Here is a 23,579-nt window from a genome sequence, read left to right on the forward strand (position 1 = left end):
CCAATACGGAGCAATGTCCGAAATGAGATGATCTGGGCAGTTTCCGTACTGTTCGGACGGGACCCGCTCCTACTACCCGGCCTAGGATGTGACGTGGCCCCTATGGGTGGCATCACATCCACAGCACCATTTCGAGGGCCCCGGCAGGCATCCGTCCGCCGGCGTCCACGTGCATGCCGGACATCCGCCACTCCCCCGAGGCGCCCACCCGCACACAGGCGATGGCCCCGGAGAACGCATCGACGCACACCACCACGACAACCATCAGGTCGTCTGCGCGGGATCCGGCGTCCTCGCGGTCACCACCGACGCGGGCACCTTCACGTCACCCTGACCCAGGACTACTTGCCCTCACGTGTCGGCACCGCCGGCGGGATCACCCTCGACTGACCGTCAGCGTCGGTGGCCTGGCCGGCCCTCCCATCGGAAGCGTCGCCGACGCCACCTCCCTGCAGACGGCGCTCACCCCGCTGATCCTGATGCCCGCCCTGAGCCGGCTGCTGTATCGCGGCCCGCCCGAGCCGGCCACACCGAAGCATCTCGGCACCCCGGTGCCGGGCGACGACGACCCCGGCGCCCCGGCCGGCACCGTACGCAGAACGGCCTGACGATCCCCGTCCCCGGTGGCCCGTTTGAATGATCAAAGTAGCGAGGGGTTACCATATGAGCGCCGCCTAGCTCGAAAGATAAACCTGTGACTGTCAATGACGACTCGTTCACCAGCTGGAAGAACCGCGAGGAGATCGCGGAGTCGATGATCCCGGTCATCGGGAAACTGCACCGGGAGCGGGACGTAACGGTCCTGCTCCACAGCCGCTCCTTGGTGAACAAGTCGGTGGTCAGCATCCTGAAGACCCACCGATTCGCCCGCCAGATCGCCGGTGAGGAACTCTCGGTCACCGACACGCTGCCGTTCCTCCAGGCCCTCACCACGCTCGACCTCGGCCCTTCGCAGATCGACATCGGCATGCTCGCCGCGACCTACGCGGCCGACGACCGCGGTCTCCCGGTCGAGGAGTTCACCGCCGAGGCCGTCGCCGGCGCCACGGGTGCCAACAAGATCGAGCGCGGTGACGGACGCGATGTCGTGCTGTACGGATTCGGCCGCATCGGCCGTCTCGTCGCCCGGCTGCTGATCGAGAAGGCAGGCTCCGGCAACGGGCTGCGGCTCCGCGCCATCGTCGTCCGTCAGGGCGGTGACCAGGACATCGTCAAGCGTGCCTCGCTGCTGCGCCGCGACTCGATCCACGGCCAGTTCCAGGGCACGATCACCGTCGACGAGGCGAAGAGCACCATCGTCGCCAACGGCAACGAGATCAAGGTGATCTACGCCAACGATCCGTCCGAGGTCGACTACACGGCGTACGGCATCAAGGACGCCATCCTCATCGACAACACCGGCAAGTGGCGCGACCGCGAGGGCCTGTCGAAGCACCTGCGCCCCGGTATCGACAAGGTCGTCCTGACCGCGCCGGGCAAGGGCGACGTCCCCAACATCGTGCACGGCGTCAACCACGACACGATCAAGCCGGACGAGCAGATCCTGTCCTGCGCGTCCTGCACCACCAACGCGATCGTGCCGCCGCTGAAGGCGATGGCGGACGAGTACGGCGTCCTGCGTGGCCACGTGGAGACCGTCCACTCGTTCACCAACGACCAGAACCTGCTGGACAACTACCACAAGGCCGACCGCCGGGGCCGTTCCGCGCCGCTGAACATGGTCATCACCGAGACCGGCGCCGCGTCCGCCGTCGCCAAGGCGCTGCCCGAGCTCAAGGCGCCGATCACCGGCAGCTCGATCCGGGTCCCGGTGCCTGACGTCTCGATCGCGATCCTCAGCCTGCGGCTCGGGCGCGAGACCAACCGCGACGAGGTTCTCGACTACCTCCGCAATGTGTCACTGACGTCGCCGCTCAAGCGCCAGATCGACTTCACCACCGCGCCCGACGCGGTGTCGAGCGACTTCATGGGCTCGCGCCACGCCTCGATCGTCGATGCGGGCGCCACCAAGGTCGACGGCGACAACGCGATCCTCTACCTCTGGTACGACAACGAGTTCGGCTACTCGTGCCAGGTCATCCGGGTCGTGCAGCACGTCTCCGGCGTGGAGTACCCGACGTACCCGGCCCCGGCGGTCTGATCCCGACGGATCACTGCCCGGAGGGACCGCGGTGCCGGTCGCACGGTGAAGGGCGCCCGATGAGCAACTGCTCATCGGGCGCCCTTCGCACTGCTGGGCCACCCGGCGGACAGGGCTCCTCCCCTGCCGCCGTCCGCCGGTCAGCCGAACGAGCCGGCGAACATTCCGGCCTCGTAGGAACCACCCTTCTGGTGCACGATCACGGCGAGCCGGTTGGCCGCGTTGATCAGGGCGACCAGGACGACCAACGCCGCGACCTGGTCGTCGTCGTGGTGCTTGCGCACCTCGGCCCAGGTCTCGTCGGACACGCCTTCCTGGGCGTCCGCGAGCCTGGTGCCCTCTTCGGCGAGCGCCAGCGCGGCCCGTTCGGCCTCGGTGAACACGGTGGACTCGCGCCAGGCCGCGACCAGGTTGAGCCGGACCGCACTCTCCCCTGCCGCCGCGGCCTCCTTGGTGTGCATGTCGATGCACCAGCCGCAGCCGTTGATCTGACTGGCGCGCAGCGACACCAGCTCCTGGGTGGAATGCGGGAGCGACGACTGCTGGATCACCAGGCCGGCGTTGGCGAACCGCTTGGCGAACTTGGCGGCGATCTCGTTCTCGAACAGGTTGAATCGGGCGTCCATGGCTTCGTCCTCACTCGTGGTGTTGCACTCGACGAACACGAGACGCCGCCGTCCCGCCCGTTGTGACAGGCCCCGTCGTGTGACGTGTGCCACTGCCCGTGGGTGTCACAGAACGCTGCGGACCGGCGTCTTGTGCGCGTGGCACCGTCGAGAGCGAAGAGGCAGGAGCAGCCGGTGAAGAGCGAGCACATCGAGCGCACAGTGGACACGGCCGGGCAGGTCGCGGACGGCGTGCACGCGGATCCCGCCACCGGGGCGTTCATCGCCCACCGCAGCCTTTTGTTCACCGTCGCCTACGAGATGCTCGGCTCGGCCGCCGACGCGGAGGACGTGCTGCAGGAGACCTGGCTGCGGTGGGCGGGTGTCGATCTCGGCACGGTGCGGAACCAGCGCGCCTTCCTGGTCCGGATCGCCACGCGCCAGGCGCTGAGCCGACTGCGTACGCTCGGCCGCCGCAAGGAGTCCTACGTCGGCTCCTGGCTGCCCGAACCACTGCTGACCGCGCCGGATGTGGCCGAGGACGTCGAGCTCGCGGACAGCGTCTCGACGGCGATGCTGCTCGTGCTGGAGACCCTCGCGCCGGCCGAGCGGGCGGTGTTCGTGCTGCGCGAGGTGTTCGACGTCGAGTACGACGAGATCGCCGAGGCCGTCGACAAGAGCCCGGCCGCGGTCCGCCAGATCGCCCACCGGGCAAGGGCCCACGTCGCCGCGCGACGGCCGCGTGGGGTCGTCTCCCCGGCCGAGACCCGGGACGCGCTCGATGCGTTCCGGCGGGCGACCGAGACGGGCGATCTGCAGGGCCTGCTCGACATCCTCGCGCCGGACGTCGTCCTGCTCGGCGACGGCGGCGGAGTCAGGCAGGCCGTCCTGCGCCCCGTCGTGGGGGCCGACAAGGTGGCCCGTCTGCTGGCCACCGGGCTGGGCAGGGTCCCCGACGTCTCGCTGCTGCCTGCGCAGGTCAACGCCCACCCGGCGCTGATCGTCCGGCTCGACGGCGCAGTCGACACCGTCATGACGATGCGCATCACCGATGGCCTGGTCTCCGCGGTCTACGCCGTGCGCAACCCCGAGAAGCTGTCGTACATGGAGCGGGAGACCACCCTGCGCCGCTGATCGCGGTACAGCCCTTGTGTCCGTGCCGCACGGATCAGGGTCTGCCGGGCGGCCAGGGTGAGCGGCGCCCGCGGTCGCCCGATGGTGGTCTCGCGGACGACCGGCTCTGATTGACTCACGCCATGGCCACACTGATGCCCCGCGTCCTTCGAGCTCTTGAGCAGTTCCATGCCACCCACCCCTGGGACCACAACGCCCACTACCACCGGCAGATCCTGCGCCGGCTCCCGAGACGCTTCGACAGCGCCCTGGACGTCGGATCCGGCAGCGGTGACCTTGCCAGGCTCCTGGCCTCACGTGCCGGAGCGGTGCACGGCATCGACGTCGACCCCACCATCGTCGCCCGCGCACGGGAGCTCACGGCTCCGGCAGCCCCGGTGACGTTCACCGTCGGAGACGTACTGACGGACATGCCCCCTGGCCCCTACGACGTCATCACGTGTGTCGCCACCGTCCATCACCTGCCGTTCAGCGAGGCCCTCGCGCGCTTCCGACAGCACCTGGCGCCCGGCGGAACCCTGGTCGTCGTAGGTCTCTACCGTCCGCGGTCCCGGACCGACCGGCTGATCGACGCCGTCGCCGTTCCGTCGAATGTCGCCATGGCACTGATCAAGAACAGGGGCCGCAGGTCACCGCGCCCGACATCGATGACCGCCCCGACCCGGCCGGCGACCATGACCTTCGCGGACATCGTGCGCGACGCCCGCCACGCGCTGCCCGGCGTGCGGCTGCGCCGGCGACTGTTCTGGCGCTACACGCTCGTCTGGCACCGGCGCTGAGCAGTCGGCGCGCCACGGTCCGGCCGAGGAACCTGATGAAGCCCCCTGGGGTGCGGATCCGGCGCGTTCGCCCCGGAGTTGTGGCACCCACCGGATATCGCGCGTCCGGGGCCTGTGGCACGATGCCCGGATGATCTCCAGTACGCCTGTCTCCCCTGTCGTTCCCGCAGGTCGGATGGCTCAGGACGGCCAACCGGTACTCGACCTGCCCAACGGCCTGGAGTTGCGGCCCTGGACCCGGGACGACGCCGATGTGCTGGTTGCCGCCGGCCGGGATCCTGCGATTCGTCAGTGGAACCTTCTGGTCGTGGAGTCGGAGCGGGACGCCCGCGAGCGGATCGAGCGCATGCACGGGCGCTGGCGGGCCGAGACGGGGGCGATCTGGGCGATCGCCCGGCCGGGCGGCGAGGCCACGGGGCTCATCGGATTGAACGGCATCGATCTGGCGGGCGGCAGTGCCGAGATCATCTACTGGCTCCTCCCGGCCGCCCGTGGCGGTGGGGTCGCGGTGGAGGCCGTGCGACGCGTCGGCCGCTGGGCCCTGGAGGACCTGGGACTGCACCGCCTGCGGCTGTGCCACTCGGTGGCCAACCCTGCCTCCTGCCGGGTGGCGCTCAAGGCCGGGTACGCCTTCGAAGGCGTCATGCGTGGCGCACTGCTGCACGCGGACGGATGGCACGACCAGCATCTGCACGCCCGCATCAGGGGTGACGCCGAGAACGCGCTGTGAGAGCGTCCGCACGTCACCCGGCCCGCGGCACGGGGTGAGAGGTGGAAGCACGCGCCCGGAGGCGGGCACCGACGGCGAAGGCATGGAGGTCTTGATGATGCAGTACACCGAGTACAGAGCCCATGACGCGGTGGGCCTGGCCGAGTTGGTCGCCCGGCGCGAGGTCTCGCCCGACGAGCTGCTCGATGTCGCCATCTCCCGCGCGGAGACCGTGGACGGCAGACTCAACGCGATCGTGCGGCCGATGCACGAGATCGCCCGCGCCCGGGCGAAGGAGTCGCTGAGCGGGCCGTTCGCCGGAGTTCCGTTCCTGATCAAGGACCTGTCGCAGGACTACGCCGGGCTGCCGACCGGCAGCGGGAACCGGGCGCTTCGGCACCACCCCGTCGAGCGGCACAGCGAGGTGGTCGACCGCTGGCTGGGCGCCGGACTGGTGATCTTCGGCAAGACCAACACACCGGAGTTCGGGGTGAAGGGTGTCACCGAGCCGGAGGCGAACGGACCCACCCGCAACCCCTGGGACCTCGGCCGCACGCCCGGTGGTTCGTCCGGGGGGTCGGCGGCGGCCGTGGCGGCGGGCATCGTGCCGGTGGCCGGCGCCAACGACGGCGGCGGATCGATCCGTATTCCGGCCGCGTGCTGCGGCCTTTTCGGCCTGAAGCCGGGGCGCGGACTCGTCCCGGCCGGTCCGACCGTCGCCGAGCACCTCCACGGCGCCGCCACCGACGGTGTCGTCTCGCGCAGCGTCCGCGACAGCGCGGCCATGCTGGACGTGCTGACCTCGCGAGCGGACCCGGCCGGACCGTTCCTGCACGCGCGCCCCGAGCTGCCGTACGCCGAACTCGCCCGCCGGCCACGGAAGTTGCGGATCGGCTTCGCCACCCGCTCCCCCATCGACACCGAGGTCGACCCGCAGGCGGTCGCCGCGGTCGAGGATGCCGCGGAGCTGCTCCACCACCTCGGCCACGACGTCGAGCCCGCCGAGCCGGAGATCGACCAGCGGCAGCTCGCCCTCGACTTCCTGGCGATGTGGACCACCCAACTCGCCCACACCGTGGACGAGATCCGCCGGGCGACCGGTGCCGGGCCGGAGGCGTTCGAACTCGACACCCATCTGCTGGCCGCCGCCGGGCGCGCCCTGAAGGCTCCCGCCTACTACGCCGCCCACGACCGATGGAACGCGTACAGCCGGCAGCTCGCCGCCTTCCACAGCCGCTACGATCTGCTCCTCACCCCGACCCTGGCCCGGCCCGCCGTCCGGATCGGCGAGCTGGACACGCCCAAGCCGGTGCGTGCGGTGGCCCGGGTCCTGATGCGACTGGGGCTGCTGGGCGCCCTGGCCGGGACCAGGGCGTGGGAGAGCGCGGTGATCACCAACCTCGCGGCGACCCCGTACACCCAGCTGGCCAACATCACCGGCCGCCCCGCGATGAGCGTCCCCACCTACCGCACTCCCGACGGCCTGCCGCTCGGCGTCCAGTTCGTGGGCCCGCTGGGCGGTGAGGGGATGCTGCTGGCCCTCGCTGCCCGGATCGAGACCGAACGGCCCTGGGCACACCTCGAACCGGTGTTCTGAGCGCCCGGCCGTGGCGTGACGGGAGTCCGCGGGGGCACTCCTGCCCGGTTCCCTCGCCCCGGCCCACTGCCCGCCCCCGAGGACACCCCGCCCCACATATGCAGAGTCTTTTGTTAAGAGCTCGGGGGCACCGTGCCCGGGGGCGGAGTCTCAGGACGACGGTTCGGGCAGCATCGTGTCGACGTCGTACAGCCGGGCGTCCACGTGGTCGAGGGCGAGCCGGACCGCGCCCAGCACCACGGCCTGGTCGGAGAGGGTGGAGACCGCCAGTGCCGGGGGCTCCAGGCACAGCGGGTCGAGGTGCCGCCGCAGCGGCTCCAGCAGCACGTCACCGGAGCGCGACACCCCGCCACCGATCACGACGAGCTCCGGGTCCAGGGCCAGGACCAGGGCGGCGATGCCCTCGGCCAGGTCGTGGGCGTACTGCTCCACGGCCCAGCGGGCGGCCGGTTCGCCGGTGCGGGCCTGGGCGAAGACGTACTCGGCGGCCTCCTGGGGCAGGATGTCCGCGGGCATCTTCGGATAGCCGGTCAGATGCGAGGTGGCCCGGTGCCAGCCCAGCAGGGGCAGGGCGCCGATCTCGCCGGCCGCTCCCCCGCGTCCCCGGTGCACCCGGCCGCCGATCAGCAGGCCGGCCCCGGTGCGCACCCCGGACAGGACGAAGGCCACGTCGTCGACGCCCTGGGCCTCGCCGATCCAGCCCTCCGTGAGCGCGGCGAGATTGCAGTCGTTTTCCACCAGGACCGGGCAGTCGAAGTCGGCGCCCAGCTCGCCCGCGAGGTCCAGACCGTCCCATTCCGGCAGACCCACGCAGCGTTTGACCCGGCCGTCGTGGCTGACCACGCCGGTGGTGCCGACGCAGACGGTGGCGAGCTGGGCGGAGCCGACCTCTGCCGATGCCAGCGCCTTGACGGCCGTCGCGCGCACGGCCGCCAGGCGCACGGAACGCCCGGCGTCCGCGCTCACCCGCTCGGTGCGGGACGCCACGACGGTGCCGTCGAGGTCGGCCACGGCCGCCCGGATGCTGTACGAGCCGATGTCGACGCCGAGCACGTAGTCGCCGGTCGCGTGGAAACTGAACAGCCTGGCAGGGCGGCCCATATGGCCCGGCTGCGGTGGCAGTTCCTTCAGCCATCCCGAGCCGAGCAGCTCCTCCGTCAGGCTCTCCACGGTCGGCCGGGACAGACCTGTGCGTCTGGTGACCTCGGTGAGGCTGAGGGGGCCCTGGCCACGCAGGGCACGAAGCGTCGTGACCAGATTGATGCGCCGCAGCCGCGAGGTGTCGCCTCCGGAAATTGTCACCGTCACTCCCTTGACAGGCTGTGTACATGAGAAATAAAAACAGGTTGCATTAGTAAGTCGCAAGTCCGAGGGGGTATTTGTGGTCACTCTCGCCATCATCGGCGCGGGGCTGCGTGGCATGAGCTATGCGCGGCGTGCTCTGGAGAGCGGCATGGCGCGTGTTGTGGCCGTGGCCGAGCCCGATCCCGAGCGCAGGCGCAGCATGGCGGCCGCGCACGACGTACCGGCCGAGAACGTCTTCGCCGACTGGCGGGATCTGCTCACCCGGGACCGGCTGGCCGACGCGGCGGTGATCTCGACGCAGGACAGCATGCACACGGAACCCGCGGTGCGGGCGGCCGATCTCGGCTACCACCTGCTCCTGGAGAAGCCGATGGCGCAGAGCGAGGAGGAGGCCGCCGCCATCGCCGCGGCCGCCGACCGCAACGACGTCCTGCTGGCCGTCTGCCACGTCATGCGCTACACGCCCTACACGATCAGGCTCAGGGAGCTCATCGCCGAGGGCCGGATCGGCGAGGTGATGAACATCCAGCACCTGGAACAGGTCGGCTGGTGGCATCAGGCCCACTCGTTCGTACGGGGCAACTGGCGCAGCGAGGAGGGGTCGGGGCCGATGCTGATGACCAAGGCCTGCCACGACCTCGACTGGATCACCCATGTCAAGGGCGCGCTGCCCGAGCGGGTGTCGTCGTTCGGCAATCTGGTGCACTTCCGGGCCGAGAACCGGCCCGACGGTGCGGCGGAGCGCTGCGTGGAGTGCCCGGTGGAGTCCACCTGCCCGTACTCGGCCAAGCGCATCTACCTCGATTGCCTGGGTGACGCGGACAAGGAGTTCTGGCCGCTGTCCGCGGTCACGGCCGACCACACGAAGGAAGGGGTGCTCGCGGCACTGCGCGAGGGCCCGTACGGCCGGTGCGCGTACACCTGTGACAACGATGTGGTCGACACCCAGGTCGTGACCATGGAGTTCGCCGACGGCACCTCCGCCACCTGCACGGTCACCGCGTTCGCGGCGCTGGAGCACCGCAAGACCCGGATCTTCGGCACCCGCGGCTCCATCGACGGGGACGGAGTCGTCCTGCGCGTGCACGACTTCGTGACCGACGAGGTCACCGTCATCGACACCGGTGCGAATGGCGATCCCACGGCCGCCACCGGGCACGGCGGCGGTGACGCGGCTCTGTTCGACGCCTTCGTCGATGCCATCGGCAAGAACGATCCCTCCCTGGTACTCACCGACGGTGCGGAGAGCCTGGCCACGCACCGGGTCGTCTGGGCGGCCGAGCAGGCTCGCCGCACCGGCACCGTCGTATCTCTCCTGCCGCACTGACCTCCGGCCGTCGCGCCACGCCCGCGGACTCCCGCGCTCACCGGTCACCCTCACGAAAGGCACACCCCCGTGCGTAAGTTGACAGTCATGCTCACCGTCGGAGCTCTCGCCCTGAGCGTAGGCGCCTGCGGCAAGAAGAACGGCTCCGCCGCCTCGGAGAAGGAACTCGTCTACACCTCCTCGTGGGGTGCCGACGAGCCGCAGGGCAAGCTCATCAAGTCGATAGCCGACGACTTCACCAAGGCGACCGGCACCAAGGTCGACCTGAAGTTCGTCGGCCGCAAGGGCACCGACACCCTCCCCACCGAGATGAACGCGGGCCAGGGCCCGGACCTGTTCGACACCTCCACCGACAGCGTCGGCGCCTTCGTCGCCCAGAACCTCGCCGCGCCGCTGGACGACGTCCTGGACATGAAGGTGCCGGGCGAGGGCAAGAAGGTGCGGGACGTGCTGCCGGAATCGGTGGTGAAGGCGTCGACCGACAAGGACCATGTGCGGTTCATGGCCCACACCGTTATCTCCACCGCGGTCTGGTACGACGCGTCCAAGCACGCGGGGCTCGCTCCCAAGACGTGGAAGGAGTTCATCGCCTATCTCGACGAGGCGAAGAAGGACGGCCGCACCCCGCTGGGCCAGGACGGCACGGTCAATTTCTACAACGCGTACTGGTTCTACTCGGCCCTGGTCCGCTCCGAGGGTGCCGGCAGTCTCAGCGCGCTGGGCAAGGACCCGGCCGCCTGGGACAGGCCGGCCGTGCTCGCGGCCGCGAAGAAGGTGGAAGAGCTTGCCGACGGCGGCTATTTCCAGAAGGACTTCATGGCCACCAAGTACCCCGCCGCGCAGGATGCCTGGGCGCAGGGCAAGTACGACCTGAACCTCAACGGCACCTGGCTGGCCGCCGAGACCGGTTCGAAGCTGGCCAAGGGGACCGAGGTCGCCTCGTTCCAGCTGCCGGCCGGCGGCAAGAACTCGGTGGAGGTCGGCACGCTCGGCTGGGGCGTCAACGCCAAGGGCCACAACGTCGAGGCGGCCAAGGAGTTCCTCGCCTTCGCGCTGCAGAAGAAGTACGAGGCAAAGATCTCCACCGACGCTCACAACATCCCCGCGCGCCCGGACGTCCCCGCGCCCGGCTACCTGGCGGGCGTGCAGAAGGACGTCGCCGAGGCGAAGTTCACCCACCGCACCTACGACGACATGGCCGCGGACAAGAACTGGTGGAACAACGTCTTCCTGCCCCTGGACGACCAGCTGCTCTCCGGCAAGATCGACGCCGCGACCTTCGTGAAGACGGGCAAGAAGAAGGCCGCCGACTACCTCGCCAGCAAGGGCTGAGCCCATGGGGACGGCAACACTCACCCCGCCCGCGGCAGTGGCACCGCCCGCCGCGGGCAAGGCGGGCAAGGGTAAACGGGTACGGCCGGCGCGCGAGCGGGCGTTCTGGCCCTTCCTGCTCCCCGCACTGATCGCCTACTCCGCGCTCTTCGTCCTGCCGTCGCTGTTCGGCTTCTGGGTCAGCTTCAACAAGTGGGCGGGGCCCGGCTCCCCGATGACGTGGCACGGCCTCGGCAACTACCTTGAGCTGGCCCGCAGCGAGGCCTTCCGTACCTCCTTCGTCAACACCTTCGTACTGGCCTTCGGCGGCGGGGCCCTGGTCTTCGCCTTCACCTTCCTGTCCATGATGGTGCTGCGGCAGGTCAAGGGCCGGGCCTTCATCCGGTCCGTGATCTTCCTGCCGATGATCATCTCGGTGATCGCGGTCGGTGTGGCCATCGGCTTCCTGCTCAATCCCGACGGCGCGGTCAACACGATCCTGGGCTGGGTCGGCATCGAGGCGCGGCCGTGGCTGGGCCCGGACATGGTGTTCAAGTGCATCGTCGCCGGGCTGGTGTGGTCGAGCACGGGTTTCTACGTGGCGCTGATGATGTCGGCCGCCGACTCCATCCCGCCCTACCTCTACGAGGACGCCAAGCTGATCGGCGCCACGAAGTGGGAGCAGTTCCGGCACATCACACTGCCGCTGACCTGGGACGTGTTCGCGGTGTCGGCCGTGTTGTGGGTGGTCAACAGCCTGAAGGTGTTCGAGATCGTGATCGCCTTCACCACGGCCGGCACACCGGCCAGCCCGCCGATCCAGGCACGCACCGTGGCGGTGCAGCAGTACGCCTCGGTGGCCGGCGGTGGTGTGCCCGAGCTGGGTTCGGGTGCCGCCATGGGCGTCGTCATCCTGATCGTGACGACGATCCTCATCGTATTGACCCGGCGTGTCACCCGCCGCGAACGTGTGGAGCTGTCATGAGGCGCCTGTTCGGCGACATTCTGGTGCCGCGCGCGACGACCGTCGCGCTCTGGGCCTGGGTCGTCTTCAACCTCGCGCTGGTGGCCTGGGTCGGCCTCCAGTCGCTCAAGGACTCCGGGCAGGTCTGGCTCTCGCCGTTCGCGCTGCCGGACACCATCGAGTGGGGCAACTACTCCGCGGCGTGGAAGGCGGCCGGCTTCTCCGCCGCCGCGCTCAACAGCACCGTTCTGACGGTGGTCGGATCGCTGCTGATCGTGGCGTTGTCGGCGCCCGCCGCGTATGTCCTGGCCCGCTCCGACCGGCGCGCCGCCGGACGGCTCACCGGGTACTTCGCGATGGGTCTGAGCATCCCGGTGCAGACGATCGTGATCCCCATCATCGTGATCAAGCTGTCCGTCTCCACGTTCATGATCGACTGGGTGACCGGCTGGTGGGACAACCGGATCACGCTCCTGGTCTTCCAGGTGGTGCTGTCGCTCCCGTTCGCCGTGTTCGTACTGACCGGCTACATGCGCTCGCTGCCCCACGAGATCGAGGAGGCGGCCGAGCTGGACGGTGCGGGTCCGCTGCGCGCCTTCGTCCAGGTCGTGCTTCCGGTGGCCAAGCCGGGTGTGATGACGGTGCTGATCCTCAACGTCATCGGCCTGTGGAACGAGACCCTGCTCGCCCTGTTGATCACCCCCACGCCTGAGGAGCGCACGCTGCCCGCGGCCCTTCTCAGCCTCTATGGCTCCATGCAGTACAGCTCCGACTGGGGCGCCCTGTTCGCCGGAATCGTGATCCTGGTCTATCCCATGATCGTGCTCTACCTCTGGCTGGGCCGCCGCATCGTCGAGGGCATGACTGCGGGGATCGGTAAGTAACGCACATACAGAGACCGGCAATCCACCCGGAAGGACCGAGACGTGCGTATTTTGCGTACCTCACGTATCCCAGGCACCTCATCCACCCCACGGAGGCACCTCATAGGGGCGCTCCTGGCGGCCATCGCCCTGCCGCTCTCGGCGGTGGCGGCAGGGCCCGCGCAGGCGGCGGCCCCGGCGAAGCCCCACCCGCGCGCGGCGGGCACCACGTACTACGTGGATGCCGAAGCCGGCGACGACGCCAGGTCGGGCAAGAACCAGGCGGCGGCCTGGAAGTCGCTCGCCAGAGCGAGCCAGTTGACGCTCGGACCCGGTGACCGGCTGCTGTTCAAGGCCGGTCAGCGGTGGAAGGGCCGGCTCGACGTGCAGGGGGCGGGTACCGCCGGCAGTCCCGCGTTCGTCGGCTCGTACGGCAGTGGTGCCAAGCCGCTGATCGAGGGCGCGGGCACGACCGATGTCGCGGTCAAGCTCAACAACGTGCACGACTTCACGCTCGACGGGCTGGAGGTGACCAACTGGAGCGACAGCACCACGCCCCGCTCCGGTGTGAACCTGTTCGCCAAGGACGCGGGCAAGCTGTCCGACATCACCCTGCGCAATCTGAACATCCATGACGTGGACGGGCCGGGCGGCAGCACGGTCAGCTCGGCAGGGCTGCTGGTCTCCATCCGCGGCAACACGACGCCCACGTACTTCGACAACCTGGTGCTGGAGAAGAACGAGGTCAGCAAGATCCGTTCGTACGGGATCATCACCTGGTCCACCTGGTCCCGGCGCAACGGCATGACGAGCCTGTACCCGGTGGAGACCGGCATTCCCGACAGCGAGGTCGTCACCTGGACGCCGAGCACCGACGTCAAGATCCGTGACAACTACGTCCATGACGTGACGGCCGGCGGCATCACCCCCATGCACACCAGGGGCGCCGTCATCGAGGGCAACCGCGTCCACAAGGCCGCCACCGGCCGGCTCAACACCAAGGGCGGCAACGTCGGCATCTGGTGGCAGGGCAACGACGATCTGCTCGTGCAGCGCAACGAGGTGTCGGGCTCCGGCTTCAACGGGCCGGGCACCGACGGTCACGGCTTCGACGCGGACGCCGACAACAACCACAGCGTCGTCCAGTACAACTACAGCCACGACAACGACGGCGGGTTCTTCATCACCGTCTCCTTCAAGGGAGCGCCGACCAAGGACACCGTGGTCCGGTACAACCTGAGCAAGGACGACGGCTTCGAGGTCTTCAGCCTCTCCACCGAGACGTCGGGCACCGCGATCTACAACAACACGATCTACGCGAGCGGCCGGGTCGTGACCGTACACCCGCCGTACACCGGGGCCGGCGACTATCCGCTCGGCAAGATCGTGCACATCTACAACAACGCCGGCGGAATCGACATCCGCAACAACATCTTCTACAACCGGACCACGGCCGGCTACGACACCGCCAACAACACGGTCTACGACTCCAACCTCTACTGGGGCACCGACACCCCCGTAGCCCCCTCCGGCGACATCAACGCCATCAAGGCGGACCCGAAGCTGGTCTCCGTCGGCACCGACCCGGCGGGCTACAAGCTCCAGGCCGACTCCCCCGCCAGGGGACGCGGCGCGACGGTGACGCAGGACGTCAAGGACTACTTCGGCAACGCGGTCCCCGCCACCGCACCCGACCGGGGCTTCCACCAGTTCACCGGGGCTCCGCTGCGGCCGGTCGTCACCACCTCGTACGCCACGCTCGGCAACAGCCACCCCTACCGGATGGTCGACGGCAACACATCGACCGCGTGGAGCAGTGTGTCCTCCGGGGTCGCCTTCCCGGGCACCATCGATGTGGACTTCCGGCAGCCGACCAGCGTCGGCACCGTCACCCTGCACACCGCCTTCGCCACCGGCCAGGGCATCAAGCAGCTCGATGTGCAGACCTGGAACGGCTCGGCCTGGGTGACCCAGGTCGCCGGACAGCAACTGGCCTGGTCGGGCAACACATCGACCGTCGAGGAGCGCACGATCACCCTGCCCCAGCGGGTCACGACCGAGCGGCTGCGTCTGACGGTCCGTGACGCCCATCTCCAGTGGGGCAACTTCGCGCTCTACGAGATCCGGGCCGCCTGACCGGTGGGGCGGTCCGTGCGGCACCTGACCGCCGCGCGGGCCGCCCCGCCATGCACCATGAACGGCAAGAACCCCGACGGCCTCCCGGTCACGCGGACGCGTGGTACACCGGGAGGCCGTCGGGGTCCGCTCACGCGGTGTGCTCGACCACACCTGCGACCACGACGGTCTCCGCCACAGTGCCGGGGATGTCCTGGGGCGCGGCGCGCAGGATGTCGCGGGAGAGGACCACGAAGTCGGCGGCCTTGCCGACGGTCAGCGAACCCCGTTCGTGCTCAAGGAAGTTGGCGTACGCCGATCCCATCGTGTAACCGTGGACCGCGGTCTCCACACTGATGGTCTCCTGCGGTATCCACGGCTCGCCACCGCCCAGCGGGCGACGGGTGACCGCGGTGTGGATGCCGACCATCGGGTCCATCTCGGCCACATTCCAGTCGCTGGAGAGCGCGAGCACGGCCCCGGCGTTGTGCAGGCTGCGCATCGGCCACGCCTTGTGCCAGCGTTCGGCCCCGACGTTCTCCGCCCAGTCCTTGCCCGGACCGGCGACCTCCGGCGCGCAGTGGCGGGGCTGCATGCACGCGACCACGCCGAGGGCGGCGAACCGCGGGGTGTCGTCGGGGTCCAGGCACTCGACGTGGACGACCTGGTGGCGGGCGTCCCGCTCCCCGTTGACGGTGCGGGCCCGCTCGACGGCGTCCAGCACGGTACGGATGCCCCGGTCGCCGGTCGCGTGCACGAAACACTGGAAGCCGCGGGCGTCCAGCTTCGTCAGCAGCCCGGCGAACTCCTCGGGCGGGTAGAAGGTGTCGCCCCGGTGCCGGCCGCAGCCCGCGTAGGGCTCCAGCAGGGCCGCGGTCCGCGGCTCCACCACGTCGTCGATGTAGAGCTTGAGCGGCCCGACCCGGATCCGGTCGTCGTCGTAGCGGTGGGCGGCGGCGGCGAAGTCGTCGAGGTCGGCGTCCGTGGTGCCGCGCGGGTGGAAGAGGGCGGCGACGATCCGGGACTTGAGCCGGCCCTCGGCGCGGGCGCGGTCGAAGAGCTGGAGGTCGTCGAGCGAATTCTGGGGTTCGACCACCGTGGTGATGCCGAAGCGGATGGCGTCGTCCAGCGACTTGGCCAGCCGCCCGTACTGCCGGTCCGCCGAGGCCCACGGGAGATCCAGCTCCTGGAGGGCGCGGTGTCCGTCGCGGGAGAGGCCCTTGACCGCGAAGTCCTTGATGAATCCGGTGGGTTCGCCGGTGACCGGATCGGTGACGGCCACACCGAACGGCAGTTGGGTGTGGTCGCGGTCGATGCCGAGCGCGCGCAGTCCCGCGGTGTTGACCCAGGCGGTGTGCACGTCGTAGCTGAGTACGAAGGCCGGGACGTCTCCGGTGGCCGGGTCGAGGTCGGCGGAGGTGGGCATCCGGCCGTCCGGGACGGCCGAGTAGTCGAAGGCCTCCGCCTCGATCCACTCGGCGTCGGGGTTGGCGGTGTGCCAGGCACGGATGCGGGCGTGGACCTCGTCGAGGGTGGCGGCGCCGGAGAGCTGGACACAGGCGTCGTCCGAGCCGAGCCGGACATGGTTGTGGGCGTCGACGAAGCCCGGCAGCACCAGCTTGCCCTCGACATCGATCACTTGGGTGTCGGGCCCCGTCCACCCGAGCGCGTCCTCGTCGGAGCCGAGCCAGGCGATGCGGCCGTCGACCACGGCCATGGCCTGTGCCTCGGGGAACGCCGGGTCGACGGTGTGGATGCGGGCGTTGCGCAGGACGAGGTGGGCGGGGCGGGCGGGGCTGGCCATGTGGGGTGCTCCTTGTGGTGCTGTCGGTGCGGGCAGTGCTGTCGGTGCGAGCGGTGCTATTGGTACGGGCGGTGCGGGCAGTGCGGGCGGTGCCGTGATTCGGCAATCCGGGACAGGGGCAGGTCGGGCCGGGTCAGGAGAGGGCGGTGTGCGGTGCGACGGTCCGCCGGGCGAGCGCCCAGTAGACGAGCCCCGAGACGACGGAGCCGAGCAGGGTCAGGTCGGCGCCGCCCAGCGGTGCGACCAACGGGCCGGTCCACAGCTCGGAATCACAGGTGAGCGCGGCGAAGGCCATGCCGACGAGCAGCGCGGTCATGCCGGCGGGGTGGTAGCCGGACCGGTACCAGTAGGCGCCGTCCGGACCGGCGTGCAGTGCCGGTGCGTCGTAGCGGCACCGGCGCATGATCATGTCCGCGAGGAACACACCGCCCCAGGGTGCGAACACGATGATCAGCAGGGAGAGGAAGGACAGCAGTGAGCTGGTGAAGTCGGTGAGGAAGAGCGCGCACAGGGACCCGGCCGCGGTGACCGCAGCGCTGATGATGATGGCCTTGGAGCGGCTCCACGGGACGCCGAGCACCTGGAGGTTCAGGCTCGACGAGTAGAGCGTGACGATCGAGTTGGTGACGGAGCCGCCGAGCACCAGGGCGAGGAAGAGCGGCTGGAACCAGCCCGGCAGCAGCTTCTCCGTGCCCGCCACGGCGTCGGTCATGTCCGTCTGTGTGGCGGCGGCCACCCCGGCCACGCCCAGCGCGACCGACGAGACGAAGCCGCCGAGGGCTCCGTACCAGGTGAGCGACCGCATGGAGGTCGTCCTCGGCAGGTAGCGCGTGTAGTCGGCGGGCATCGGAACGTACGAGAACGGCCCGGCCAGCATCACGACGAAGGCCAGGCTCCACCCGGAGGCGCCGGGGTGGGCCGCCGCCCCACCGGTGTCGGCGCCCGGCAGCAGGAACACCAGGAGCACGGCGAATCCGACGGCCAGGACGTACGCGATCCAGCGCTCGGCGAACTGGACGGTGGCGTGGCCCCAGAGGGCGACGACGAAGGTCAGCGCGAGGGTGATCAGCAGGGCGAGGGCTCGCCCGGTGTGGCCGGACACCCATCCCAGATCGGCGAAGAACGCTTCCAGGGCGAGCGTGCCGACGACCGTGTTGAGGATCGTGTAGCCGATGCTGACCACCCAGTTGAGCATGCCGGCGGGCCAGTTGCCGCGTACACCGAAGGGGGCGCGGGAGATCACCAGGGTCGCGGTCCCGGTACGTACACCGCTCAGTCCGGCGGCGCTGATGGCGAAGAACGCCAGTCCGCCGAGGACGACGACCCCGGTGGCCTGCCAGAAGGACAGCCCGAAGGCGACGGCCAGGGCGCCGTTGATGACGTAGGTGAAGGTGAGGTTGGAGCCGAACCAGAGCCAGAACAGGTCCTTCGCGCTGCCGTGGCGGTCCTCGTCGGGGACCGGCTCGATGCCGTTGGTCTCGACCTGGAAGACCTGGTCGGTGGCCATCGTCCCGCCGGGCGCCCTCGCGCTCGTCTCCTGCTGCGTCATGCGGCCTGCCCCTCATCCGTGCGTGCTCCGGAGCACCGGAACAAGTACTTTGAATGCCGTTCTAAAAGTTAGAACGGCATTCAAGATGTGTCTCCGGGGGCACGTCAAGACCTCCGGAGAAATCGGTGGCCCGGAGGGTGTCCCGTAAGGTCGTCACGGGGTTCACGGAAGAGGAGGGGCGGCGTGGAAACGACGGCGCGACGGCGGGACGGGCACCTGGCCCGGGAACGCATGCTGGAGGAGGCGATGGCGGCCATCGCCGAGGACGGCCTCGCCGCACTCACCATGTCGGCACTCGCCAAACGCCTCGGCACCAGCGGCGGCCACATCCTGTACTACTTCGGCAGCAAGGACCGGCTGCTCCTGGAGGTGCTGGGCTGGAGCGAGAGCGCGCTCGCCGATGAGCGCCGGGCACTGCTGGCCGGCCGGGCCGGCGCCGCGCGCAAGCTGAGCCAGTTCGTCGAGCTGTACCTCCCCCGCGGACCTCGCGATCCGCGCTGGACCCTGTGGATCGAACTGTGGGCGCGCACCGCGTCGAACGAGCCGCTGCGGCAGGCCCAGGCCGAGATCGACCGCGGCTGGCAGGAGGACCTCGAATCACTCCTTTCCAAGGGCGTACGGCAGGGCCGCTTCGCCGAGGACCTCGACACGGCGGCCCGCGCTTCCGAACTCCTGGCGCTGCTCGACGGGTTGAGTACGCGGGTGGTCCTCGGCCAGCGCGGAGCGGACCGGGCGAGCGCGCTACGCATGGCGCTTTCGGCGACCGAGCGGCTGGTGGAGCGGGGTTAGGCTCTCCCGCCCGCATCAGGCCGGGGCCCCGGGCCCGGCGGCGGCTCGCCCCCCTGGCCTGGGATACGGTTGGTTCGCAACACGGCGTGGAGGGGACCACATTGACGCGGGTTGCGATTGTCGGTGGCGGGATCGGCGGCCTGGCCGCAGCGTTGTTCCTGGGGCGTCGGGGTCACCCGGTGACCCTGTTCGAGCGGGACGGCCGCCGACCGGGACCGGATCTCGACCGGGACTTCTTCGACTGGCACCGCCCCGGCGTGCCGCAGGCGGTCCAGCCGCACGGACTCCTGGCCCCGGTCCGGACCGTACTTCGCGCCGAGGTCCCGGATGTGTACCGCGCGATGCTGCGCATGGGCGCCCGGGAACGCAACGAATTCGAGTGGTTCGACGATCGCGGGCCCGCCCGCCCCGGCGACGAGGACCTGGTGACGATCCAGACCCGGCGCATCGTGCTGGAAGCCGCCCTGCACGATGCGGTGCACCGCGAGTCGGGCGTCGAGGTGCGGCTCGGGGACCCCGTCGAGGGGCTGCTCATCGACCGGTGCGGCGACATCCCGCAGGTCACGGGGGTACGGTCCGCTTCCGGAACGCACGATGCGGATCTGGTGCTCGATGCCGGGGGCCGCCGCTCGCCGGTGCCCCGCTGGCTGTCCGGGGCGGGCTGCCGGGACGCCGTCGTGGAGAACCACCGCGTCGAGATCGCGTACTTCTGCCGTTGGTACCGGCTGCGCCCCGACGGGCCGCGTGATGCCGGACGCGTCAAGGCGGGTTCGTCCTCGGCGTTCGCGGTCGGTGGGGTGTTCCCGTCGGACAACGGCATCTTCGCGGCCTCCTTGACGGTGTCCACCGCCGATCCGACCCGCGCGGCGCTGCGGGACCCGGCGGTGTTCGAGCGGGTCGCCCGGACGTTTCCCGCCATCGCTGCCTGGCTGGCACTGGAGCCCGAGCCGGTCTCCGGAGTGCTCACGATGGGGGGCCTGCACAATCGCTGGAGCACGCCGGCCGACGCCGACGGGCCCGTGGTCACCGGCCTCGTCGGCGTCGGGGACTCGGTCGCGTACACCAATCCCACGATGGGACAGGGCGTGGCCATGGCGCTGGAGGCGGCGCAGTGGGTGGCCCAGAACGCCCGCGCCGCCTCGGATCCGGCGGTGTTCACCGGCGCATACCACCGATGGCTGTCGCAGACCCTGCGCCTGCGGTTCGACGCCCAGGCCGCCGCGGACCGGGCCGACGCGGCTCAACTCGGCGGTCCCGCACGGGTGTCCACCGATCCCCCCACCGCCGCCGCCCGCGAGCGGGCCGCGCTCGCCGCCTGCGCGTTCGACGACCCACTGGTCATGCGCGCACGCGCGAAGGTCCGCCACCTCCAGCTCACCGCCGATCAGGCGTACGGCACCGAAGAGGTGCGCGCCCGGCTGGCCCACTGGCTCGACCAACACCCCGACTTCGCACCCCGGTTCGACGGCCCCGACCGGGCGGAATGGGAGTCGGCCATAGGCCGGACGGAGAACGCCGTGGAGCAGACGGAGGGCACCGACCGCACCCAGCGTGCCGTCCGGCCCGGCGACTGAGGGGCAGCAGAAACGCCCGGGGCACCTTTCCATACCATTTTCGCACTGTTATAACCCGTACGGGTGGTGTATCACTGGGTGTGGCCATATTGTCGTTTCAGGACGACGGCTGGAAGAGGGCGCCACGACCGACGACCGGACCGGTCGGCGCGGGCCCGACATCAGGCAGCCGAGGAGCCGACATGCACACACGCAAATTCAGGACAGCGATCATGCTGTGCGCCGCCACGGCACTCGCGGCGGCGATCCCCGTTCCGGCATCCGCTTCCGCGTCAGCACCCGCCGCCACGGACTCCCGCTCATCGACTCGCGTGGTGGCCGTCGACTGCTTCTCGAACCCACAGGTACGGCCCGGCGACTTCCTGCTCGCCTGCGGGGACGGCAACAACCGCCTCATCGACATCCAATGGTCCCACTGGGGGCCGACGTCCGCCGCGGGCAAGGCACTTGACGCGGTGAACGACTGCGATCCCTACTGCGCGGCCGGCAAGTTCCACACCTACCCCGTCATCGTCCGGCTGGACCGCCCGGAGACCTGGAAGACCGATTCCGGTCTGCGGCAGTTCACCCGGATGCAGCTCGTCTACACCGACGGCAGGCCGGCATACACCGAGCGCGTCGTGACGCACGAGCTCTGGGACTGACCCCTCCCGGACGCGGCCGCGCCGGAGCACCGGCCACGAGGTGATGTGCGTGAGTGATCGCGAATGCACACGGGACGCCGACGGCACATGGCGGCCGGGCTACGTGGCCGCCGCCCTGGTATTCGCCATCGGAATGGCCGGGACCACCCTCCCCACCCCGCTGTACGGGCTCTACCAGGAACAGCTCGGGTTCTCCGAGCTCATGGTGACGGTCGTCTTCGCCGTCTACGCCGTCGCCGTCATCACGGTGCTGCTGGTGGCGGGGAACTACTCCGACGAGACCGGCCGAAGACCCGTGCTCCTGTGCGCCCTGGGGCTTTCGGCGGCGAGTGCCGGGTGTTTCCTGCTGGAAGGCGGTCTGCCGCTGCTCTTCGCGGGACGGCTGCTGTCCGGCTGCGCCGCCGGTCTGCTGAGCGGCGCGGCGACGGCGGCCGTGATCGAACTGGCGGCGCCCGGGCAGCGGGCGCGTGCGGGGTTCGCCGCCACCGCGGCGAACATGGGCGGTCTGGGCTGCGGCCCGCTGCTCTCGGGGATCCTCGCGCAGTACACGCCCTGGCCGCTGACCCTGCCGTTCTGGGTCCATCTGGGTCTGGTGGCCCTGGCCTGCGGGATCACCTGGTTCCTGCCGGAGACCGTCGCCGAGCCGAAGCGCCGGCCCCGCCTGAGGCCGCAGGGGCTGTCCGTGCCCGCCGAAGTGAGGGGGGTCTTCCTGCCCGCATCGCTGGCGGCCTTCGCCGGTTTCGCGCTTCTCGGCCTGTTCACCGCGGTCGCGCCGAGCTTCGCCTCGCACACGCTGGGTGTGCGCAATCTGGCGGTCTCGGGCGCCGTGGTCTTCTCCGTGTTCCTCGCCTCGACCGCCGGACAGTCCTTGTCCCGGCGGATCGGCGCCCGCCTCGCACTCCCGGTCGGCTGCGGCATCCTCGTCGTCGGCCTGCTGCTGGTGGCTTCGTCACTGATCGCCGAATCCCTGCTGCTGCTCGTCCTCGGAGCCCTGTGCGGCGGCACCGGTCAGGGGCTGGCCTTCCGTGCCGCGCTCACCCTGATCAGCGACGCGGCCCCGGCGCAGCATCGCGGCGGCACCATCTCGGCGTTCTTCGTCGTCGCCTACGGCGGGATCTCGGTGCCGGTGGTCGGCGTCGGCGCCCTGGCCACCTGGCTCGGGCTGCGCCAGGCGGGACTGATCTTCGCGGGCTGCGTGACGTTGCTGGCGGCGGGTGCGGGCACCTACGCGGCCCGCAGACTGCCCCGTGAGCCGAATCCGCAACCGGGCCCACCGCCCACGACGTCCTCCCGGTCCTGAGTACCTGGCCGGAACGGGCGCCGATGGCCCGGACTTGTATAGGGTGCCGTTCCGATATCGACGTTCTGCGTGGGAGACGTTAGTGATGAGTGGTCAGCAGCCGGACCCGGGAAGGGCCTCCCAGGTCTTCCAACCGCTCGGGGGAGACGACCCGACCACCATCGCCGGATACCGGCTCGCCGCCAAGCTCGGCGCGGGCGGCATGGGCAAGGTGTACCTGTCGTACACGCCCGGCGGGCGGCCGGTGGCCATCAAGGTGATCCGGCCCGAGTTCGGCGAGGACGCCGAATTCCGCCGCCGGTTCGCCCAGGAAGTCAAGTCGGCGCAGCGCGTGCAGGGCCTGTTCACCGCACCGGTGATCGACGCCGCCACCGACGCCGCCCACCCGTGGCTGGCCACCGCGTACGTGCCGGGCCCCTCGCTCGCCGACGCGGTCGTCGCACACGGGGCGCTGCCGGTCGAGACGGTGGTGCTGCTGATCGCGGGCATGGCCGAGGCACTGCACGTCATCCACGGCGCCGGCATCGTCCACCGTGACCTCAAGCCGTCCAACGTACTGCTCGCCGCCGACGGCCCCCGAGTCATCGACTTCGGCATCGCCCACGCGGCCGACGCGACCTCGCTCACCGGCAGCGGTGTCACCATCGGCACACCCTCGTTCATGGCGCCGGAACAGGCGGCCGGGCGCAGGGTGACCCCGGCCACCGACGTCTTCGCGCTGGGCCAGGTGGCGGCGTACGCGGCGACCGGATCCCCGGCGTTCGGCGAGGGGACCTCGCACGGCGTCCTGTACCGGATCGTCCACGAGGAGCCCGACCTCAGCGGCGTCCCGGAACGGCTGATGGAGCTGGTCAGCCGGTGCCTCGCCAAGGACCCGGCCGCCAGGCCGTCGATCGCCGAGGTCATCGCGCTCTGCCAGTCCGCGAACGCGGAGACGGTGCTGCGCCGCCCCGAGGACTGGCTGCCCGCCCCGGTCTCCGCCGACATCACGGTACGCACGGCGGCCCCGGCCCCGGTCCAGACCCCGCCGCCCCCGGCAGCCGCCCCGCCCGCGGCCTACGCTCCCACCG

At 70.2% G+C, this 23,579-nt stretch carries 19 protein-coding genes and 2 pseudogenes; 17 read left to right on the forward strand and 4 right to left on the reverse strand.

Annotated elements, in window-relative coordinates:
- Window positions 1–173: 173 nt before the first annotated feature.
- The 3 genes and pseudogenes from EES42_RS46335 to EES42_RS23440 form a co-directional block, all read left to right on the forward strand.
- A pseudogene (locus tag EES42_RS46335) lies at window positions 174–331 on the forward strand (AraC family transcriptional regulator); the annotation flags it as partial.
- A pseudogene (locus EES42_RS23435) lies at window positions 319–608 on the forward strand (MFS transporter); the annotation flags it as partial. The pseudogenes EES42_RS46335 and EES42_RS23435, both read left to right, overlap by 13 nt.
- A gap of 86 nt (window positions 609–694) precedes the next feature.
- Entirely contained in the window at window positions 695–2,140 is a 1,446-nt protein-coding gene (locus EES42_RS23440) for a glyceraldehyde-3-phosphate dehydrogenase (protein WP_124720231.1), read from the forward strand.
- Between the two features lie 140 nt (window positions 2,141–2,280).
- On the opposite strand, the gene EES42_RS23445 is transcribed toward EES42_RS23440, so the two are convergent.
- Entirely contained in the window at window positions 2,281–2,766 is a 486-nt protein-coding gene (locus EES42_RS23445; RefSeq protein WP_124720232.1) for a carboxymuconolactone decarboxylase family protein, read from the reverse strand.
- A 174-nt stretch (window positions 2,767–2,940) separates the two neighbouring features.
- On the opposite strand from EES42_RS23445, the gene EES42_RS23450 reads away from it, so the two are divergent.
- From EES42_RS23450 to EES42_RS23465, 4 genes are all read left to right on the forward strand, one after another.
- On the forward strand, window positions 2,941–3,879 hold the full coding sequence (locus EES42_RS23450) for an RNA polymerase sigma-70 factor (protein ID WP_124720233.1): 939 nt from the start codon (window positions 2,941–2,943) through the stop codon (window positions 3,877–3,879).
- A 122-nt stretch (window positions 3,880–4,001) separates the two neighbouring features.
- Complete coding sequence (locus EES42_RS23455) at window positions 4,002–4,658, forward strand: class I SAM-dependent methyltransferase (RefSeq protein ID WP_124720234.1); 657 nt, start codon at window positions 4,002–4,004, stop codon at window positions 4,656–4,658.
- A 175-nt stretch (window positions 4,659–4,833) separates the two neighbouring features.
- On the forward strand, window positions 4,834–5,388 hold the full coding sequence (locus EES42_RS23460; protein ID WP_241196555.1) for a GNAT family N-acetyltransferase: 555 nt from the start codon (window positions 4,834–4,836) through the stop codon (window positions 5,386–5,388).
- A gap of 94 nt (window positions 5,389–5,482) precedes the next feature.
- Window positions 5,483–6,964, forward strand: a complete 1,482-nt coding sequence (locus EES42_RS23465; RefSeq protein WP_241196556.1) for an amidase — start codon at window positions 5,483–5,485, stop codon at window positions 6,962–6,964.
- Window positions 6,965–7,114: 150 nt separating this feature from the next.
- Here the strand turns inward: EES42_RS23465 and EES42_RS23470 are convergent, their stop codons facing one another.
- Entirely contained in the window at window positions 7,115–8,266 is a 1,152-nt protein-coding gene (locus EES42_RS23470; RefSeq protein ID WP_241196557.1) for an ROK family transcriptional regulator, read from the reverse strand.
- 79 nt (window positions 8,267–8,345) lie between these two features.
- Here EES42_RS23470 and EES42_RS23475 point away from each other — a divergent pair, with 79 nt between their 5' ends.
- From EES42_RS23475 to EES42_RS23495, 5 genes are all read left to right on the forward strand, one after another.
- The gene (locus tag EES42_RS23475) at window positions 8,346–9,596 is read left to right on the forward strand and encodes a Gfo/Idh/MocA family protein (protein ID WP_124720237.1); all 1,251 of its coding nucleotides are present in this window, start codon (window positions 8,346–8,348) and stop codon (window positions 9,594–9,596) included.
- Between the two features lie 87 nt (window positions 9,597–9,683).
- Window positions 9,684–10,928 (forward strand): ABC transporter substrate-binding protein, encoded by a 1,245-nt coding sequence (locus EES42_RS23480; protein ID WP_124720238.1) that lies wholly within the window; start codon window positions 9,684–9,686, stop codon window positions 10,926–10,928.
- Between the two features lie 4 nt (window positions 10,929–10,932).
- Window positions 10,933–11,892, forward strand: coding sequence for a carbohydrate ABC transporter permease (locus tag EES42_RS23485; RefSeq protein ID WP_124720239.1), 960 nt, complete (start codon window positions 10,933–10,935; stop codon window positions 11,890–11,892).
- Window positions 11,889–12,755 carry a carbohydrate ABC transporter permease gene (locus EES42_RS23490; protein ID WP_124720240.1) on the forward strand — a complete coding sequence of 289 codons (867 nt, stop codon included), beginning with the start codon at window positions 11,889–11,891 and terminating at the stop codon, window positions 12,753–12,755. The genes EES42_RS23485 and EES42_RS23490 overlap by 4 nt, the downstream gene beginning before the upstream one ends.
- Before the next feature lie 42 nt (window positions 12,756–12,797).
- Window positions 12,798–14,870, forward strand: coding sequence for a discoidin domain-containing protein (locus EES42_RS23495; RefSeq protein ID WP_124720241.1), 2,073 nt, complete (start codon window positions 12,798–12,800; stop codon window positions 14,868–14,870).
- A 130-nt stretch (window positions 14,871–15,000) separates the two neighbouring features.
- On the opposite strand, the gene EES42_RS23500 is transcribed toward EES42_RS23495, so the two are convergent.
- Window positions 15,001–16,653: an amidohydrolase gene (locus EES42_RS23500; protein ID WP_124720242.1), complete on the reverse strand. Its 1,653-nt coding sequence runs from the start codon at window positions 16,651–16,653 to the stop codon at window positions 15,001–15,003.
- A 133-nt stretch (window positions 16,654–16,786) separates the two neighbouring features.
- On the reverse strand, window positions 16,787–18,202 hold the full coding sequence (locus EES42_RS23505; RefSeq protein ID WP_124720243.1) for a purine-cytosine permease family protein: 1,416 nt from the start codon (window positions 18,200–18,202) through the stop codon (window positions 16,787–16,789).
- A 183-nt stretch (window positions 18,203–18,385) separates the two neighbouring features.
- Here EES42_RS23505 and EES42_RS23510 point away from each other — a divergent pair, with 183 nt between their 5' ends.
- The 5 genes from EES42_RS23510 to EES42_RS23530 all read left to right on the forward strand — a co-directional run.
- Window positions 18,386–18,991 carry a TetR/AcrR family transcriptional regulator gene (locus EES42_RS23510; RefSeq protein WP_124720244.1) on the forward strand — a complete coding sequence of 202 codons (606 nt, stop codon included), beginning with the start codon at window positions 18,386–18,388 and terminating at the stop codon, window positions 18,989–18,991.
- Window positions 18,992–19,092: 101 nt separating this feature from the next.
- Window positions 19,093–20,565, forward strand: coding sequence for an NAD(P)/FAD-dependent oxidoreductase (locus EES42_RS23515; protein WP_124720245.1), 1,473 nt, complete (start codon window positions 19,093–19,095; stop codon window positions 20,563–20,565).
- 182 nt (window positions 20,566–20,747) lie between these two features.
- Complete coding sequence (locus EES42_RS23520) at window positions 20,748–21,209, forward strand: hypothetical protein (protein ID WP_206433553.1); 462 nt, start codon at window positions 20,748–20,750, stop codon at window positions 21,207–21,209.
- Window positions 21,210–21,258: 49 nt separating this feature from the next.
- The gene (locus EES42_RS23525) at window positions 21,259–22,509 is read left to right on the forward strand and encodes an MFS transporter (RefSeq protein WP_266792827.1); all 1,251 of its coding nucleotides are present in this window, start codon (window positions 21,259–21,261) and stop codon (window positions 22,507–22,509) included.
- Between the two features lie 85 nt (window positions 22,510–22,594).
- Window positions 22,595–23,579, forward strand: a 985-nt coding sequence (locus tag EES42_RS23530; RefSeq protein ID WP_164495298.1) for a serine/threonine-protein kinase, incomplete at its 3' end; no start/stop codon positions are given.

Origin of the sequence: Streptomyces sp. ADI95-17 (assembly GCF_003846175.1) — a bacterium.
Taxonomy (GTDB): Bacteria; Actinomycetota; Actinomycetes; order Streptomycetales; family Streptomycetaceae; genus Streptomyces; species Streptomyces sanglieri.